Annotated in this window: 15 protein-coding genes; 8 read left to right on the top strand and 7 right to left on the bottom strand. The window is 68.8% G+C overall.

What is annotated here, in order from left to right:
• Positions 1-85 precede the first annotated feature (85 nt).
• Positions 86-427, bottom strand: coding sequence for a transglycosylase family protein (locus ACWFRB_RS13915; RefSeq protein ID WP_452641726.1), 342 nt, complete (start codon positions 425-427; stop codon positions 86-88).
• Positions 428-867: 440 nt separating this feature from the next.
• On the opposite strand from ACWFRB_RS13915, the gene ACWFRB_RS13910 reads away from it, so the two are divergent.
• Positions 868-1,248: a DUF309 domain-containing protein gene (locus tag ACWFRB_RS13910; RefSeq protein ID WP_452641725.1), complete on the top strand. Its 381-nt coding sequence runs from the start codon at positions 868-870 to the stop codon at positions 1,246-1,248.
• A 23-nt stretch (positions 1,249-1,271) separates the two neighbouring features.
• Here the strand turns inward: ACWFRB_RS13910 and ACWFRB_RS13905 are convergent, their stop codons facing one another.
• Positions 1,272-2,558, bottom strand: coding sequence for an MFS transporter (locus ACWFRB_RS13905; RefSeq protein ID WP_452641724.1), 1,287 nt, complete (start codon positions 2,556-2,558; stop codon positions 1,272-1,274).
• Between the two features lie 80 nt (positions 2,559-2,638).
• Positions 2,639-3,949, bottom strand: coding sequence for an NAD(P)/FAD-dependent oxidoreductase (locus ACWFRB_RS13900; RefSeq protein ID WP_452641736.1), 1,311 nt, complete (start codon positions 3,947-3,949; stop codon positions 2,639-2,641).
• Positions 3,950-4,086: 137 nt separating this feature from the next.
• Here ACWFRB_RS13900 and ACWFRB_RS13895 point away from each other — a divergent pair, with 137 nt between their 5' ends.
• The gene (locus ACWFRB_RS13895) at positions 4,087-4,983 is read left to right on the top strand and encodes a LysR family transcriptional regulator (RefSeq protein ID WP_452641722.1); all 897 of its coding nucleotides are present in this window, start codon (positions 4,087-4,089) and stop codon (positions 4,981-4,983) included.
• 143 nt (positions 4,984-5,126) lie between these two features.
• On the opposite strand, the gene ACWFRB_RS13890 is transcribed toward ACWFRB_RS13895, so the two are convergent.
• The 3 genes from ACWFRB_RS13890 to ACWFRB_RS13880 all read right to left on the bottom strand — a co-directional run bounded on the left by ACWFRB_RS13890 (position 5,127) and on the right by ACWFRB_RS13880 (position 7,913).
• Complete coding sequence (locus tag ACWFRB_RS13890; protein WP_452641720.1) at positions 5,127-5,468, bottom strand: WhiB family transcriptional regulator; 342 nt, start codon at positions 5,466-5,468, stop codon at positions 5,127-5,129.
• Positions 5,469-5,511: 43 nt separating this feature from the next.
• Positions 5,512-5,688, bottom strand: a complete 177-nt coding sequence (locus ACWFRB_RS13885; protein ID WP_452641719.1) for a hypothetical protein — start codon at positions 5,686-5,688, stop codon at positions 5,512-5,514.
• A gap of 155 nt (positions 5,689-5,843) precedes the next feature.
• Entirely contained in the window at positions 5,844-7,913 is a 2,070-nt protein-coding gene (locus ACWFRB_RS13880) for an alkaline phosphatase family protein (RefSeq protein ID WP_452641717.1), read from the bottom strand.
• Between the two features lie 105 nt (positions 7,914-8,018).
• On the opposite strand from ACWFRB_RS13880, the gene ACWFRB_RS13875 reads away from it, so the two are divergent.
• From ACWFRB_RS13875 to ACWFRB_RS13850, 6 genes are all read left to right on the top strand, one after another.
• Positions 8,019-9,509 carry a flavin-containing monooxygenase gene (locus ACWFRB_RS13875; RefSeq protein WP_452641715.1) on the top strand — a complete coding sequence of 497 codons (1,491 nt, stop codon included), beginning with the start codon at positions 8,019-8,021 and terminating at the stop codon, positions 9,507-9,509.
• Positions 9,510-9,554: 45 nt separating this feature from the next.
• Entirely contained in the window at positions 9,555-10,328 is a 774-nt protein-coding gene (locus tag ACWFRB_RS13870; protein ID WP_452641714.1) for an MBL fold metallo-hydrolase, read from the top strand.
• A gap of 229 nt (positions 10,329-10,557) precedes the next feature.
• Positions 10,558-10,932, top strand: a complete 375-nt coding sequence (locus ACWFRB_RS13865) for a chorismate mutase family protein (RefSeq protein ID WP_452641713.1) — start codon at positions 10,558-10,560, stop codon at positions 10,930-10,932.
• A 5-nt stretch (positions 10,933-10,937) separates the two neighbouring features.
• The gene (pabB, locus tag ACWFRB_RS13860; RefSeq protein WP_452641711.1) at positions 10,938-13,022 is read left to right on the top strand and encodes an aminodeoxychorismate synthase component I; all 2,085 of its coding nucleotides are present in this window, start codon (positions 10,938-10,940) and stop codon (positions 13,020-13,022) included.
• 77 nt (positions 13,023-13,099) lie between these two features.
• Positions 13,100-13,975, top strand: coding sequence for a prephenate dehydrogenase/arogenate dehydrogenase family protein (locus ACWFRB_RS13855; protein WP_452641734.1), 876 nt, complete (start codon positions 13,100-13,102; stop codon positions 13,973-13,975).
• A 14-nt stretch (positions 13,976-13,989) separates the two neighbouring features.
• The gene (locus ACWFRB_RS13850; protein WP_452641733.1) at positions 13,990-14,970 is read left to right on the top strand and encodes an AurF N-oxygenase family protein; all 981 of its coding nucleotides are present in this window, start codon (positions 13,990-13,992) and stop codon (positions 14,968-14,970) included.
• 7 nt (positions 14,971-14,977) lie between these two features.
• On the opposite strand, the gene ACWFRB_RS13845 is transcribed toward ACWFRB_RS13850, so the two are convergent.
• Positions 14,978-15,601 (bottom strand): hypothetical protein, encoded by a 624-nt coding sequence (locus ACWFRB_RS13845; RefSeq protein ID WP_452641710.1) that lies wholly within the window; start codon positions 15,599-15,601, stop codon positions 14,978-14,980.
• Positions 15,602-15,664: the final 63 nt, after the last annotated feature.

Raw genomic sequence — 15,664 nt, 5'->3', positions numbered from 1 at the left:
GCCCGGATCCTTGGATCCGGGCCAGCGGTGATCAGATCAGGCAGCCGACTCCTCGTCACGCCCGGTCATGATCGGGAGATGACGATCAGAGGTACTGGCCGCACACGGGCCATGCGCCCGGACCCTGGCCCGCGAGCACGTTCTCGCCGACGCGGATCTGCTCCTCGCGGGAGGCACTCGCGGCGTGGCCCTGGCCGCCGTAGGCGGCCCAGGTGCTCGGGGTGAACTGCAGGCCGCCGGCGAATCCGTTGCCCGTATCGGCGGCCCAGTTGCCGCTGGCCTCGCACTGGGCGACCGCGTCCCAATCGTGACCTGCCGCGTTGGCGGTGCCGCCGGCCAGTCCCATCGGGATGGCGACGAGGGCGCCGGTGGCGGCGATCCAGCCGAGGGTCTTGGTGGCGGTCCGGCGTGCATGGTTGATCGACATGTGATGGGTCCTCTCCTGCATCCGAGGCGGGCGGCGGTGTCTTGCACCGCGGCGATGTTGGCCTCGTCACTGCCCTGATGTGTTGCGTCGGACCGGATCCCGCTGGGCAGTTCGCGAAGGTTGGCGAGCCGGTGGTGGTTCTCGTTTGTGAACCGGAAGCGACGGTAGACGCAGTTCGGGGGGCCTCGCACCCCTCGGATGACGGGCCCGGCGTACGGACGCCCGTCCAGATCCAGGGGTCCTCGGCGACTCCCGTGCAGGTCACGACCGAGATATAAACATCTCGAAACGTATCCGTTCCGTTACCTTAATGTGACGAAGGTCACTCTCAAACTCCCGCCTGTCGGGTTGCGCCCGTCACTTTCGTGACACTCTCCCGCCCGCATTCGATGCCCCCGCGGACCCTGGCCGCGGCGTGCCGGAGGGGTTAGATTCGGTACATGGCCGACGTTTCCTGGGGGCCTCAGCTCGACCTCGGCGCCGCGATCACCGAATCGCAGCGACTGATGGATCACGGCGATCCGGCACGGGCTCGGGACCTGCTGGAGGCCGAATCGTCGCTCGCGCCCCCGGAGGAGCTGGAGCTCTGGCAGGGCCTGTGGCAGCTGGCGGACGGCCTGGCGCGGGCGCTGCTGGGTGAATCCGCTGCGGCGGCGCGCTCGCTGCGGCGCGGGCGCGACCTGGTCGGGTCGTACGAGGACCGGCCACCGCACGCGCTCGACGTCGCGGGGCTCCATGCCTGGTCCACCCACCTGATCGACGAGCTCGCGGCCCGCGATCCCGACTGGGTGCCGCCGGTGCCCCGGCTGCGGATGCCCTGAGGAGCTCTGCGGTCAGTCCGGGGTCACGACGTGGTGCCGGCCGGGGCGGGTGCGGGCGTCGCCTGCGCCTGCCTGCGGTTCAGCGCGAGCACCGGGATCAGCGCGAGCGCGATCAGTCCGCCGCCGAGCGAGAGGACCGCGAAGCTGCTCGACGCGACGACCATCCCGCTGACGATGCCGCCGCCTGCACCGGCGAGCGCGATACACAGGTCGACCGAACCCTGGGTGCGCGCACGCGTCGCGAGCGGCGTCGCGTCGGTGAGGATGGCCGTGCCGCTGATAAGCCCGAAGTTCCAGCCGAGCCCGAGCAGGCCAAGCGCGACCGAGAGCAGCACCACGGAATCGGCTGGTGCGAGGGCCGCGAGGATGCCTGCCGCCAGCAGGGTGACGCCGGCCGCGACCACGACCGGGATCCGTCCGTACCGGTCCGCGAGCATGCCGGTCAGCGGAGACGGCAGGAACATGGCCGCGACGTGGATCGCGATGACCATTCCGGTCTGCCCGAGGCCGTGCCCGTGATCCATCATGTGGATCGGGGTCATGGTCATGATCGCGACCATCACGATCTGCGTCACCACCATCACGGTGGCGCCGACGAGGATGCCCCGACGTTGGGTGGCGCGGTCGGGCTCCTGCGGCACTTCCCCACCGGCGGCAACCGGCTCGGACTGCAGCTGTCGCGCGACGCGCAGCGGATCGGGCCGCAGAAACGCCAAGAGGAACATGCCCGCGGCGGCGAACGCGGCCGAGGACAGGATGAACGGGCCCGCCAGCACGGGGATGCCCCACCCGTCCGCGAGGTCGCCCATGACCTCCACCAGGTTCGGGCCCGCCACCGCGCCGAAGGTTGTCGCCACCATGATCGTGCTGACCGCGCGGCCCCGATGCGAGGCCTCGGCCAGGTCGGTTCCCGCGTACCGGGCCTGGAGGTTGGTCGCGGTCCCGGATCCGTAGACGAACATGGACACGAACAGCAGCGGGAGGCTGTCCATCACCGCGGCGAGCACCACACCGGCGCCGCCCGCCGCGCCCGCGAGGTATCCGATGCTGAGCCCGGGCCTGCGGCCGAGGCGGTGCGAGACCCGCCCGACCACCAGCGCCGCGGCCGCGGACCCGAGGGTGAACAGGGCAGAGGACAGGCCGGCGAATCGACTCGACCCGAGCATCTCCTTGGTGAGCAGCGCACCGACGGTGACGCCCGCGGCCAGTCCGGCGCCGCCGAGGATCTGCGAGGCCACCACCACGATCAGCGTGCGGCGCTGCGTGCTCGCCCGGAGATCGCCGGCGAGGGCGGGAGAGGTGGTGTCCATCAGTGTCTTTCGGGGGTCGGGACGCGCGGGCGCACTCAGCCTATTGCGCCGCGCGTCCGACCCCGACGGTCACACCCCGGTCATGCGGCGACCGGCACCTCGTCGTCGGCGTCGACCGCTCCCACAGGAGACGGCTCCTGCGCGTAGTGGAAGTGCGGGCGACGGTGGCCGAGGAACGAACCGAACCACGACATGACCGCGATGTAGCGGTTGCGGAAACCGACCAGGTAGACCATGTGCACGGCCAGCCACAGCACCCAGGCGATGAACCCGGTGAGCTCGATGCTCTTCACCTTCGTCACCGCACGGAAGCGGTTGATGATCGCCATCGAGCCCTTGTCGCGGAACTTGAAGGCGGTGCCGCGCGGGGTCTTGCCGAGCACGGTCTTGGCGACGTGGCGCCCGCCCTGCATCGCCACCGGGGACTGGCCCGGCAGGTTGTTCAGCGAGGTCATGTCGCCGACTGCGAAGATGTCCGCGCGGCCGCCGACCGTCAGGTCCGGGTTCACCAGCAACCGGCCCGCCCGGTCCGTGTCGCAGCCGGTGCGCTCGGCGAGCACGCCCGCGAAGTCGTTGGCCTGAACGCCCGCCGACCAGACGATGGTCTCGGCGGTGCGCCGCACCCCGGCCTCGCTTCCGTGCCCCTTGAAGGTGGCGCCGTGCTCGTCGATGTCGGTGACCAGAGTGTTCAGCACCACCTCGACGCCCGACTTCTCCAGCGAGGCCTTCGTGTACTCGCTGAGCTTGCCGCCGTAGGCGGGCATCGCGACACCGGCGCCCTCGACCAGGGTGACGGTGACGTCGTCGGCGGTGATGCCGCGGATCGACTGCTCGAAGTAGCGGCCTGCGAGCTCCTTGATCTGACCGGCGAGTTCGACGCCCGTCGCGCCCGCGCCGATCACGATGAAGCTGAGCAGGTTCTTGGCGCGCTCCGGGTCGGTGGTGGTGTGCGCCTCCTCGAAGCAGCGCACGATCTGGTCGCGCAGCCGCTTCGCGTCGTTGACGGTCTTGAGCGCGTAGGTGACCTTGGCGAACTCGTCGCGGCCGAAGTACGACTGGCGTGCACCGGTGGCGGCGATCAGGAAGTTGTATCCGAGGGTGTGCCGCTCGCCCGCGGCCTCGTAGACGAGTTCCTTCGCGTCGGCGTGCACGTCCACGACCCGGCCGAGCCGGACGTCGGCGTTCGGGTACTTCGCGAGGATCGCCCGGATGGAGGGTGCGATCTCGCCTGCCGAGAGGACGCCGGTCGCCACCTGGTAGAGCAGCGGCTGGAACAGGTGCTCGGTGGTCTCGGAAATGAGGACGAACGGCGTGCCTGCCTTTGCCAGCTTCTTCGCCGCCGCGAGCGCGCCGAACCCCGAGCCCACGATGACGACCTCGGTCCGGTCCATCCCTGCGTCGACCACGACAACCTCCAGCTCGATCTGATGTATGAGTTACACCGTAGGGATGCGATCCGGTGTTTCGCCAGCTAGCTCCGGGTATCCAGAATTCTCTTATCTGGATTGCTAATGAATAGAATGTGAGCATGGACTTTCGGCAGCTGCGTTACTTCCTGGCGGTCAGCGAGGAGCTGAGCTTCAGCCGTGCCGCGAAACGGTGCTTCATCTCGCAATCTGCCGTCAGCCACCAGGTCACCAGGCTCGAGCAGGAGCTCGGTGCCCCGTTGTTCGAGCGGTCGACGCGGGTGGTGCGGCTGACCCCGGCCGGGTCGCGGCTGATCCCGATCGCCCAGCAGGTGCTGAGCCTGGAGACCAAGGCGTACTCCGTCGTGCGCGAACCGAGGAACCGAATCCGGATCACCGCGAACATGAGCTTTGCGGCGCAGAGCCTCGACGCGATCGCCCGCGTGCGGGAGTCGCATCCGGACGTGGACATCGAGTTCGTGATCAAGAGCTTCACCGAGCGTATCGACGCGGTCGCGTCCGGCGACGCCGACATCGCGTTGATACGCGGGCGGGCGGATCGGCCGGGCCTGGAGACGGTGCGGCTCGGCGTCGACGACCTGGTGATCGTGACGTCGCGCCGGCACCCGCTGTCCGCGTTCTCGACGGTCGAGCTGGGCGAGCTCGCCCCATATCAGTTGCTGCTCCCACCGCGCAGCAGCCAGGTGCTGCTGCACACCGTGGTCGAGGATGCCTTCCGTGAGATCGGGCGCCGGGTCTCGCTCGGGCCGTCGATCGCCAGCGACCATGCGGCGACGCTCGAGGTCATCACCAATCCGCGGGCGTGGACCGTGCTGTACGCGAGCACGGCGGCCGAGACGCCCCGAACCGGGCTCTGCTTCATGCGCGAGGCCAACAACCGCCTCCGCATCCCGGTGTGCGGGGTGGTCCGGACCGGCGGCGCGGATTCGCCCGCCCTTGCCAGCGTGATGCACGCGCTCCGCCAGTCGATGGACGGTGCATCCCCTGAGTCGACCTGATCCCGCCGAGGGTCAGCGTGCCGCTGTTCGATCGCCTCTGCCACCAACCGTCGAGGATCGCGTGGGTGAGGGTCGCAGCGATATCGGATCGGTGGGTACTGCACCCCTGATCCGTAGCGTCACGCGCAATCGGCCGATACCGGTCACCCGGCCACCGCGTCGAGGAAATTCCGGGAGCGCGTGCGTCGATCCTTTGCGATGAGGTCGGCCCACGACTCGACGCGCGGGTGACGTTTGATCAGGTTTCGCCGTTCGAGTTCCGGCATTCCTCCCCAGACTCCGAATTCGACGCGGTTGTCCAGGGCATCTGCGCCGCACTGCAGGACCACAGGGCAGCTTTCGCAGAGCACAGCAACCTCTCGTTGTTTCCTCTTGCCCCGTACGAACATCCTGTCGGGGTCACCGAGGCGGCAACGAGCCCACCTGACCCAGCTACCGGGTGCGTCGATGAGGGCGGCGTGGGAGAAGTCGAGATTATTGATCATGCCTCTGCTCTTCACTAGACCGAACTGACGGGCAACGTGGTCGTCACGAGGCTGGGCTGGTGCCGCGGGACGGATGGGGCCGCTCAGGACCGATGGCGCCCACCGAGCGCATGACGGTTCGTGTCATTGCACCGACTGCCCGGATCTGCAGTTCGAGTGCCGCATCGGCAGCCGAGAGCGCAAGCATCGTGGGGACGCCGATCCACAGCGGGATCTTCATCGGTCCTCCTCGGATCAGGCGGTTCGCCAGCGCACCGCGTACCTGTCGGCAAATGTGTCGCATCCCATACTTCGTCGAGACCGAGCCGACCACCACCGGAAGATGACGGGGGGAGGTACCTGTATTTGGATCAGAGGCCGAAGATCTGCACCGGGCTATCGACCGGCTCGCCCGCCGACAGTGCGCCCGGCCCTCGCCTCGGCCGCCGGGAGGTCGCGCCAGCCGCACAACACCCGGTGGACCTGCTCTGCACCGTGCAGCTCGTCTGGTGGCTCGGGCAGGTGCGCGGGATAGAGCAGGAACGGCCGGGTCTGCGGACCGCCGAGCCCTCCGTGCGAGCCGACCTGTTCCTCGAACGCCGCGATCTCGCCGGTGTCGGGCCAGTAGCGGCCGTTGATCATGATGTCGGCGACGTTGTCGAAGCCGTCGGTCCGGCGGATCCGCTCCAGGGTGCCGGGGCCGAAGTCCGCCAAGGGATCCCGGCCCGCGACGATTCCGGTGTCGACCTCCACGCTGCCATGGGAGCCCAGCACGATCGATCCCTTGCCCTCGCGGGCCACGAGGACGAACCCCACCCCGGGATGAGTGGTGAGGGCGGGCAACAGGGACGGATGGTGATCGGTGATCCAGCGCATCGTCGCGCGGCCGGCGGCGAGCGGGAAACTCACCAGTCCGACGTTCCCGGACGCGAGCACCACCGGCCGCTCGGGAGGCGCGGTGACCCGGTCCGGCGGCGGCGTGGCACGCAGGCTCGCGGCGGCATACCCGAGGCCCTCCGCGCCTCGTCCCTGTGCCCCGACGTCCGGGACGTCCTTGTCGTGGTGCAGCCACCCACCGTGCTGCGGCTGCGGCCGACCCGCCTCACATTCGCGCAGGACCAGGGCCTCGAGGGTCTCGCCGAAGCGGCTGGTGAACGTCTCGCCCTGGCTCTGGCCGTGATCGGAGAGGACGACGATGTTGTAGGGCCGGTCGGCCTGAGCCGCGACGGCGGCGATCATCCCGATCTCCGCGTCGAGCTTCCGCAGCACCGCGAGGGTCTCCGGCCGCTCGACCCCGGAATGGTGAGAGACCTCGTCGTATCCGACGAGGTCGACGTAGATCACGTTGCGGCCCTTGATGATGTCGCCGATGACCGCGGCCACCACGACGTCGGTCTCGACGACGGTCGTGAAGGCCCGCACCAGCGGATAGATCCCGCCGCGGCGCACCCGCGGCCGGATGTCCTGTCTGCGCTGGCGCCAGGCCTGGCGGATCTCGCGCAACACCTCGGCGACCAGCCGGATGAAGGTACGGACCGCGCTCGCCGGATCGATGAAGTAATCCGCGTATCCGGTGCCGCCGCCTCCCATCCGGGCGCCCTTCATCCTGCTGACCACGAGGACGTTGTCCTCGGCGCCGCCGGAGAACAGATTGCCGCGGCTCGCTCCCCCGTCGGCGAGCAGTCCCGGTATCGATGCGCGTTCACGCTCGCGTTCGGCGTTGTCGCTCGGATTGCTGAACACCGCAATCCTCTTCGTGGCCTTGTCGTACCACCGGAACGCAGGCACGTTGTGGTTGCTGCCGTGCAGGATCCCCAGCTGGCTGGCACCGGTCTGACTGCTCCAGTCGGTGTGCCAGGGCATCAGGCGGTGGGAGTCGTCGCGGACCATCGCGGCGAGGGTGGGGACCACCCCCGATCGCATCGCGCGCTGCAACACCTTGTATCCCAGCCCGTCGATCTGGATGCACAGCAGTCCAGGACGGTCCGAGCCGCTGTCGGGTGACCTCTTGCGGCGCAATCGGAAGCGCTGTCGACGCACGAGCATCATGCGGTAGGTGTCGTCGCGCCGCGAGGCTATTGCGCCGGACACCGCCGAGCTCACCAGCGACAGCAGCACCGCGAGGATGATGATGTCGGTCACGCTCTCCGCCGTCGCGAGCGGCAGGATACGCACGGAGAGCAACATGATGAGACCGCTGCCGACGAAGGCGAACAGGAACAACAGCGCCGGTCCGACCCACAGCATGGCCCTCAGCAACAGCGGCCAGAGCACCGTGCTGAGCAGGCCGAACACCAGGGCCAGCGCGAGCGCGCTCGGAGCCGATCCGAGCGGGCCGGGCGCACCGGTACTGGCCAGCTCGACGCCGGGTAGCACCGCGTCGATCACCATCAGCGCCGCGGCAGATATCAGCCACAGCACGAGGAATTCGGTGACGGTACGGGCCGCCGATCCCAGAGTGCGCATGCACACCTCCATCCACCTGGATCGTAGGTGGCCAACGGCCCGGAATGCATTGTGGCGCGGTGCTAGGTTCGAGGTGGAACACTCCCGACGACGGCGGTGGCAGCCATGGCGATCGACCATTTCGACGTCCTGATAGTCGGTGCCGGCCTGTCCGGGATCGGCGCCGGATACCACCTGCAGGCGAGGTGTCCGGACAAGACGTACGCGATCCTCGAGGCCCGCGGCGCGATCGGCGGGACCTGGGACCTGTTCCGCTACCCCGGTGTTCGCTCGGACTCCGACATGTACACCCTCGGGTACTCCTTCCGACCGTGGACGGACGCGAAGTCCATCGCCGACGGCCCGTCGATCCTGAGCTACGTGCGCGCCACCGCGCGGGAGCAGGGAATCGACGAGAAGATCCGGTTCGACCATCGGGTGACCCGCGCGGAATGGTCCAGCGAGGACGCCAGGTGGACGGTCGAGGCCCAGCGCGGCCCCACCGCCGAGATCGTGCGTCTCACGTGCGACTTCTTGTTCATGTGCAGCGGCTACTACGACTACCGGGAGGGCTACACCCCCGAGTTCGTGGGTGTCGACCGGTTCGCGGGCCGGGTCGTGCACCCACAGCATTGGCCCGACGACGTCGACTGGGCGGGCAGACGCGTGGTCGTGATCGGCAGCGGCGCGACCGCGGTGACGCTGGTCCCGGCGATCGCGGAGTCCGCGGCCCACGTCACGATGCTGCAGCGATCGCCCAGCTATGTCCTGTCGGTGCCGGACGAGGACGTGATGGCGAACCGGTTGCGCGCGCTCCTGCCCTCGAAGCTCGCCTACGGCATCGTCCGCTGGAAGAACGTGCTTCGCTTCATGCTCTTCTTCACGCTGAGCCGACGGGCGCCAGGAGTCGTCAAGAAGCTGCTCCGCAGGCAGGTGCGGGCGCAGCTGCCCGCCGGGTTCGACGTCGACGCCCACTTCACGCCCCGGTACGACCCGTGGGACCAGCGCATGTGCTTCGTGCCGCACGGTGATCTGTTCAAGGCGATCCGGCACGGTCGTGCGGACATCGTCACCGATCGGATCGAGACGTTCACCGAGGGGGGAATCAGGCTCGAGTCGGGGGCGGAGCTGGCGGCCGACATCATCGTGACGGCCACCGGGCTGAAGCTGATCGTCGGCGGCGGCGTCCAGCTGAGCGTGGACGGCGCCCCCGTCGACGCCGCAAAGGCGCTGAGCTACAAGGGGATGATGCTGAGCGACGTCCCCAATTTCGCCAGCTGCATCGGATACACCAATGCGTCGTGGACACTCAAGTGCGATCTGACGTGCGAGTACGTGTGCAGGCTGCTCAATCACATGGCTGCCAACGGGTACCGGCAGTGCACGCCCCGCAACGTCGACCCGTCCATCACCACGATGCCGATCATCGACTTCTCGTCCGGATACGTGCAGCGCTCGATCCACGAGTTCCCGAAACAGGGATCGAAGAAGCCGTGGCGGCTCTATCAGAACTACGCCCTCGACATCGCGATGCTGAAGTTCGGATCCGTCGACGACGCGATGGAATTCGTCCGGACCGACGCCGCGGGGGCCCGTCGCGCGGACGTCGTGGGCTGATCGCTCGGCGGGCGGTGGATCGGCTGGTCTGGGATCGTGGGTGCCATGTCTGATCGAACACCGCGGGCCCGATGGCACGGGCACGCCACCGTCTCGATCACGGACAGCGGGACCACCATCCTGACCGACCCGATCCTCACCGATCGGGTCGCACACCTGCGGCGCAGACGCGGGCCCAACCCGCTCGACACCTCGGGCCAGGCGACGGACCCGCTACGTCCGGACGCGGTGGTGCTGTCCCACCTCCACGCGGACCACACCCACCTGCCCTCGCTGAAGCTGATCGGCGGCGACGTACCGATCCTCGTTCCGACCGGCGCGGTCGGCCAGGTGTCGGGGCTCAGGGCGTTCGGCGATCGGTTGATCGAGGTGAGTCCTGGCGACGAGGTACGGATCGGCGGTGTGCTCGTCCGCGCCGTTCCTGCCGAGCACGACGGGCGACGCTGGCCGCGGGGGCCGCATCGGGTGCGGGCGCTCGGCTACGTGATCGAGGGCGAGGGGCGCACCTACTTCGCCGGGGACACCGCGCTGTTCGCGTCGATGTCGGACTGGGTCCCCGAGTGCGATGTGGCGCTCATGCCCGTCGGCGGGTGGGGGCCGAGCCTCGGCCCGGGGCACCTCGACCCGGCGGCCGCGGTCCGTGCGGCCGCCGCGGTCGGAGCCCGCACCGCGATCCCTGTGCATTTCGGCACGCTCTGGCCGATGGGGTTCGATTCGGTGCGCCCAGACCGCTTCTACGGGCCCGGCGCCGAGTTCGTCCGCCTGATGGCGGAAGCGGGTCTCGCCGCCACGGAACTGCGTCCCGGTGAGTCGACCTGACAGGTCCCCAACCGCAACCCAAGAGTGACCGCATCGGCCGCTGTGCGGCGCAGGAACTGGGTAACGTCTGGCGTCGAGGAATCGATGAAAAGGGTGGCTAGGGCGTATTCCCCCGTGAGAAGATTGGAAGATTCTCTACCCGGAGTTCTGCTCGAGGCTGACGGACCTCGGCTGGCGCGCATCGACCGGAGTCTGTGCAGGTCAGCCCAGATTGCTAAGGCGGCGGCGGATGGACACGTCGAATGGTTCCCACGGGGCCGGCAACGGATTCTCGGCGGCACAGCGCGAGCTCGAGGTGTTGCGAACCGAGCTCGACGACGTGGATCGCCACCTGCTCGAGGATGTGCGCGCCCGGATCGAGGTGTGTACCCGGATCGCCCGACTCAAGAGGCGGAATTCCATCCCGATGATGCAGCCGCAGCGCATCGGGTTCGTCCAGGACCGCGCGCAGACCTACGCGGTCGAGCACGAGTTGTCCCCGGACTTCTTCCGTTCGCTCTACGAGCTGCTGATCCGTGAGACCTGCCGGGTCGAGGACCTGATCATCGACGCGGATGGATCCGAGCCCGAGCGTATGAGCGGGCCGTCTGGGCGTGGGGGCTGACGCCCATGATGCCGACGCGGACACTCCTCATCGACAACTACGACTCGTTCACCTACAACCTCTACAGTCTGCTGGCCGAGGTGAACGGCGTACCACCGACCGTGGTGTCGAACGACGTCGACTGGGCGTCGGTGAACCTGGCCGACCACGACAACATCGTCATCTCGCCGGGGCCGGGAAGACCGGACCGGGACCGGGATTTCGGCATCAGCGCCGCGGCGATCACCGAGAGTGATCTGCCCGTTCTCGGCGTGTGCCTGGGGCACCAGGGGCTGTGTCACCTGTTCGGCAGCCCGGTCGTGTCCGCGCCGACGCCCATGCACGGGCGGGTCTCCGAGGTCCATCACACGGGGGACGGACTGTTCGCGGGTATGCCCTCCCCCTTCCGCGCGGTCAGGTACCACTCACTGATCGTCGAGGATCTAGACGATCAGCTCGAGGCGCTCGCCCATACCAGCGACGGCCTCTTGATGGCGGTGCGCCACCGGGAGCGTCCGCTCTGGGGCGTCCAGTTCCACCCGGAGTCCATCTGCACCGATCACGGCCGCGCGTTGCTGACCAATTTCCGGGACCTGACCCCGCGGGCGCGCTCCCGCCGTGCGACGGCGCGCCCGATTCCGCTGCCGCTCGCCGAACCCCGCTACCGCGTCGACAGCGTGCGCATCGACCGGGCCCTCGATCCCAAAGAGGTCTACGAGGCACTGTTCGCCCACGGCCCGAACAGCTTCTGGCTCGACGGCAGCGCGGCACTCGAGCCGGACTCGCGGTTCTCCGTCATGGGCGACTGCTCCGGTCCCCTTGCCGAGTACGTCACCTACAGCGTCACCGAGACCACGGTGCGGGTGCACCGGCAGGGAAAGCTCGCACGGGAGGTCCACACCACCTTCTTCGACTACATGGACAAGCAGTTGCGCGCTCGCGCGGTGGCCCCCCGCCCCGACCTCCCGTTCGGGTTCTGCCTCGGCTATGTCGGGTACCTCGGCTACGAACTGAAGGCCGATACCTGCGGGCAGCTCGTCCACACCTCGCCGAACCCGGATGCCGCCGTCGTCTTCACGGACAGGGCGCTGGTGCTCGACCACGAGGCCAACTGCTGCTACCTGCTCTCGCTCGACGACGGTTCCGGTGACCCGGCGGGCACCCGCTGGATGACCGAGACGGCCACCACGCTCTCGGAGTTCGACGTGGTCCCCCACGCGCCGCTGTCGCCACCCCCGCTGGTCCACCTCGATGCCGACGCCGAGCCACGGTTCCGGCACGACCGGGACGCCTATCTCGCGCTGATCGAGCAGTGCCTCAGCGAGATCCGGTCCGGCGAGTCGTACGAGGTCTGCCTGACCAACACCGGGACCGTCGACGGGTCGATCGACCCGTTGGACCGCTATGCGTGCCTGCGCGAGATCAGCCCCACCCCGTACAACGCGCTCCTGCAGTTCTCGGGGATCTCGGTCCTGAGCGCTTCACCCGAGCGGTTTCTCCGGATCGGCGCGGACCGGGTGATCGAATCCAAGCCGATCAAGGGCACCCGGCGGCGATCGTCCACGCCGGGCACGGACGAGGCCCTGCGCCGCGACCTGGGTGAGGCCGAGAAGGATCGCGCCGAGAACCTGATGATCGTCGACCTGGTCCGCAACGACCTGTCCCGTGTCTGCGTTCCTGGTTCGGTGCACGTCCCGAAGCTGTTCGACGTCGAGACCTATGCGCCCGTGCACCAACTGGTCTCGACCATCCGCGGCACCCTGCGGCCGGGTGTCTCGGTGGTGGACTGCATCCGGGCGACCTTCCCCGGCGGATCGATGACCGGGGCGCCGAAGGTGCGCACCCTCGAGATTCTCGACAAGCTCGAGGACGGCCCGCGCGGGGTCTACTCGGGTGCGATCGGGTACTTCTCGCTCACCGGCACCGCAGACTTCTCCATCGTGATCCGGACCCTGGTCGCCACCGCCGACGAGGTGACGTTCGGCGCGGGCGGCGCGATCATGGCGATGTCCGATCCGGACGAGGAGTACGAGGAGACGATGGTCAAGGCCGTCACCATGAAACGCTGCCTGTCGATGAACACCGACCATCAGGACCAGGCCGGACCGTGATCGGCACGGGATCTGCGCGGGTGCCGTCGCAGTTCCGCACCGCCGTCGTCGTCGGCGGTGCGGGATCGGTCGGCGCGATGCTGGTGGCGTTGCTGCGCGGCGACGGGGTCCGGGTACTGGTGGTCGACCCCCGCTGCGCGGAGCGCACGGACACCATCACCGACGCGGATGCCGTGGCCGCGGATCTGACGGCCCCGACCGGGGAGCTCGTCACCGCGCTGCGGTCCGCCGATCTGGTGGTGCTGGCCGTGCCGGAGTCGGTCGCGCTGGCCACCGCCCCGGCTCTCCACGGGCTCCTCTCCCCCGGCGCGCTGCTCGTCGACACGCTGTCGGTCAAGACGCGGTTCGCGCGCGCGCTCACGGACTCCGCGCCGGGTACCGCGGCCGTCGGGGTCAACCCGATGTTCGCGCCCGATCTGGGCATGGCGGGCCGGCCGGTGGCCGCGGTCACCTATCGCGGGGGTCGTCAGGTCGACGGGTTCCTCGCGGCCCTGTCGGGGTGGGGGGCCGAGATCGTCCGGCTCGCACCGGATCAGCACGACCGGATCGTGGCCGCGACGCAGGCGCTCACGCACGCCGCGGTGTTGGCCTTCGGTCTGGCGCTGGCCGAGCTCGACGTGACGAGCGAGGAACTGTCCGCGACCGCGACCCCGCCGCACACGGTGGCGCTGGCGTTGCTGGCCAGGATCGGGCTCGGGAACCCGGCGGTGTACCGCGATGTCCAGGCCGGGAATCCGTTGGCGGGCAGGGCTCGCGACGCGCTTGCGGCGGCGGTGACCCGGTTGTCGGCGGTGGTCGAGCATGGCACCGAGGCCGAGTTCGACGCGCTCGTGGCGGAGTCGCGTCGACCCCTCGGTGACCGCACCCGCCACTACGGCGACCTGTGCGCGGAGATATTCCACGGCCTGGCATCCGAGGATGTGTCGGTGCGAGCGGAGGTGATCGAGTCGTGACCGGTCCGTTCGAACTGCACGGCGGGACATTCGGGTTCGAGGGCCTGCTGTCGCCGCCCGCCCTGCCCGAGGGCGACGAGTCGAATCCGGTCGAGAGCGCGGTGATCCGCGGCCTGGTCAGGAGCTGGCCGCGCCGGGCCACGGTGCGGAGGACCGAACCCGAGCTCGACGACTTCTTCGATCCGGCCAAGGCCGACTTCCCCGAGGCACTGCTCCCCTTCCGCGAGCACGACCTCTACCGCTGCCTGGACGAGACGAAGAAGGACCGGCTGCGCGCCTGGGGGTGGATCGCCTACAACAAGAACGTGATGGACATCGAGCAGTTCGTGGTGAACCCGGGTTTCCAGTTGCTCTCCCGCGACGCGTTCGGTACCGGGCTCGGCGACCGCCACCGCGCGGCGGCGCTGCAGTCGATGGTCGACGAGGAATACCACACCCTGATGCACCTCAACGCCAGTGCCGCGACGCGCCGCCACCGCGGGTGGCCGCTGCGTGAGGACGCGCTGCCCGCGGCCCAGACGGTCCGCCGCCACCACGCGGCCGTGGCCCGGCACACCGATCCGCGGGCCGCGGCGCTCACGACCCTCGCGTACACCACGGTCGCCGAAACATCGATCAGCGCCTACCTGGGTCTGATGACCGAGGACGAGGAGGTGCAGCCGTTGAACCGGGCGACCGTGGCGCTGCACCGTCGTGACGAGCAGTGTCACTCCTCCATCACCGGCGATCTGGTGACGCTGGTGTACGACACGCTCGACGCGGACGACCGGCGAACCCTGCTCGAGGGTCTGCGTGAGGGAGTGGACGCGTTCACCGCGAGCGACCTCACCACCTGGCGGGCCATCCTCGACCAGGAACGGGTCACCGGCGCGGGCACGATCATCGCGGACGTCACGGCGGACAGCGACAGGAAGCCGATGGTGCAGGACTGCAGCGCGATACGGCGGCTGTGCGAGCACCTGGGCGTCGCGGAGGACATTCGCGACGAATGGTGACGTGGCCCTATCCCGTTTCTGCCTTCTCGACAGCCTCGCGAGTGAGATCACTCAGTTTTGTGGTGTTCTCGGCGGTGGCCGGGTAGCCGGCCGAGGTCACTCCGATGACGTATTCGCCTGCGAGCGCGCCGTATCCGATGTGCGTGTCATCTCCCTGACTCACAATGCCGGCGAATGCTCTGTCGCCGACATCGGCCGGTGCCTGCAGCGCTATGAATCCCTGGACGGCTTCACTTCTGCCGATCGCTTGCGTGAATGCGGCCGCGGCTGAGCCGGAGCTGGGATATCGATCAACTGAGATGGTCACCTTTCTGCCCTCGTCCCCTTCGAAGATCGTCATCCGCGTCGCCGAGGGGATGCCGGCAGCACTGGTGTTCGCTCCCGGCGGGTCCTGTCGGGTCATCTCCGGGAAGTAATTCTGTACGACGTCCAACGCGACCAGAACTTCCTGAGGCAACAGGTTCGGCCCGGATGTCGTGACGTCGTACTGCGATTCGGCACCGGACTGCGTGGGCTGTTCCCGTCCACACCCACCCGCCAGCAGGACTCCTGCCAGGATGAGCGAGAACATGGCGAGTGATGCGCCAGTGCAGGCACCTCGGGCGCGGTTTCGCTCCGCTGGTTGCACCACGCTTGATCCTCCCTCGTGGGACGGCCCACGGAACGGACAGCAGTCGACGATCCGGCGACCGTG

The sequence above is a fragment of the Rhodococcus sp. NPDC055112 genome, from assembly GCF_053607505.1.
Note: the sequence above shows the minus strand (reverse complement) of the source record. Positions and strands in the feature narration are given on the sequence as shown.

Coding starts and splice junctions, on each gene's coding strand:
- ACWFRB_RS13915 (WP_452641726.1), bottom strand. CDS start 427: ATGTCGATCAACCATGCACGCCGGACCGCCACCAAGACCCTCGGCTGG.
- ACWFRB_RS13910 (WP_452641725.1), top strand. CDS start 868: ATGGCCGACGTTTCCTGGGGGCCTCAGCTCGACCTCGGCGCCGCGATC.
- ACWFRB_RS13905 (WP_452641724.1), bottom strand. CDS start 2,558: ATGGACACCACCTCTCCCGCCCTCGCCGGCGATCTCCGGGCGAGCACG.
- ACWFRB_RS13900 (WP_452641736.1), bottom strand. CDS start 3,949: ATGGACCGGACCGAGGTCGTCATCGTGGGCTCGGGGTTCGGCGCGCTC.
- ACWFRB_RS13895 (WP_452641722.1), top strand. CDS start 4,087: ATGGACTTTCGGCAGCTGCGTTACTTCCTGGCGGTCAGCGAGGAGCTG.
- ACWFRB_RS13890 (WP_452641720.1), bottom strand. CDS start 5,468: ATGATCAATAATCTCGACTTCTCCCACGCCGCCCTCATCGACGCACCC.
- ACWFRB_RS13885 (WP_452641719.1), bottom strand. CDS start 5,688: ATGAAGATCCCGCTGTGGATCGGCGTCCCCACGATGCTTGCGCTCTCG.
- ACWFRB_RS13880 (WP_452641717.1), bottom strand. CDS start 7,913: ATGCGCACTCTGGGATCGGCGGCCCGTACCGTCACCGAATTCCTCGTG.
- ACWFRB_RS13875 (WP_452641715.1), top strand. CDS start 8,019: ATGGCGATCGACCATTTCGACGTCCTGATAGTCGGTGCCGGCCTGTCC.
- ACWFRB_RS13870 (WP_452641714.1), top strand. CDS start 9,555: ATGTCTGATCGAACACCGCGGGCCCGATGGCACGGGCACGCCACCGTC.
- ACWFRB_RS13865 (WP_452641713.1), top strand. CDS start 10,558: ATGGACACGTCGAATGGTTCCCACGGGGCCGGCAACGGATTCTCGGCG.
- pabB (WP_452641711.1), top strand. CDS start 10,938: ATGATGCCGACGCGGACACTCCTCATCGACAACTACGACTCGTTCACC.
- ACWFRB_RS13855 (WP_452641734.1), top strand. CDS start 13,100: ATGCTGGTGGCGTTGCTGCGCGGCGACGGGGTCCGGGTACTGGTGGTC.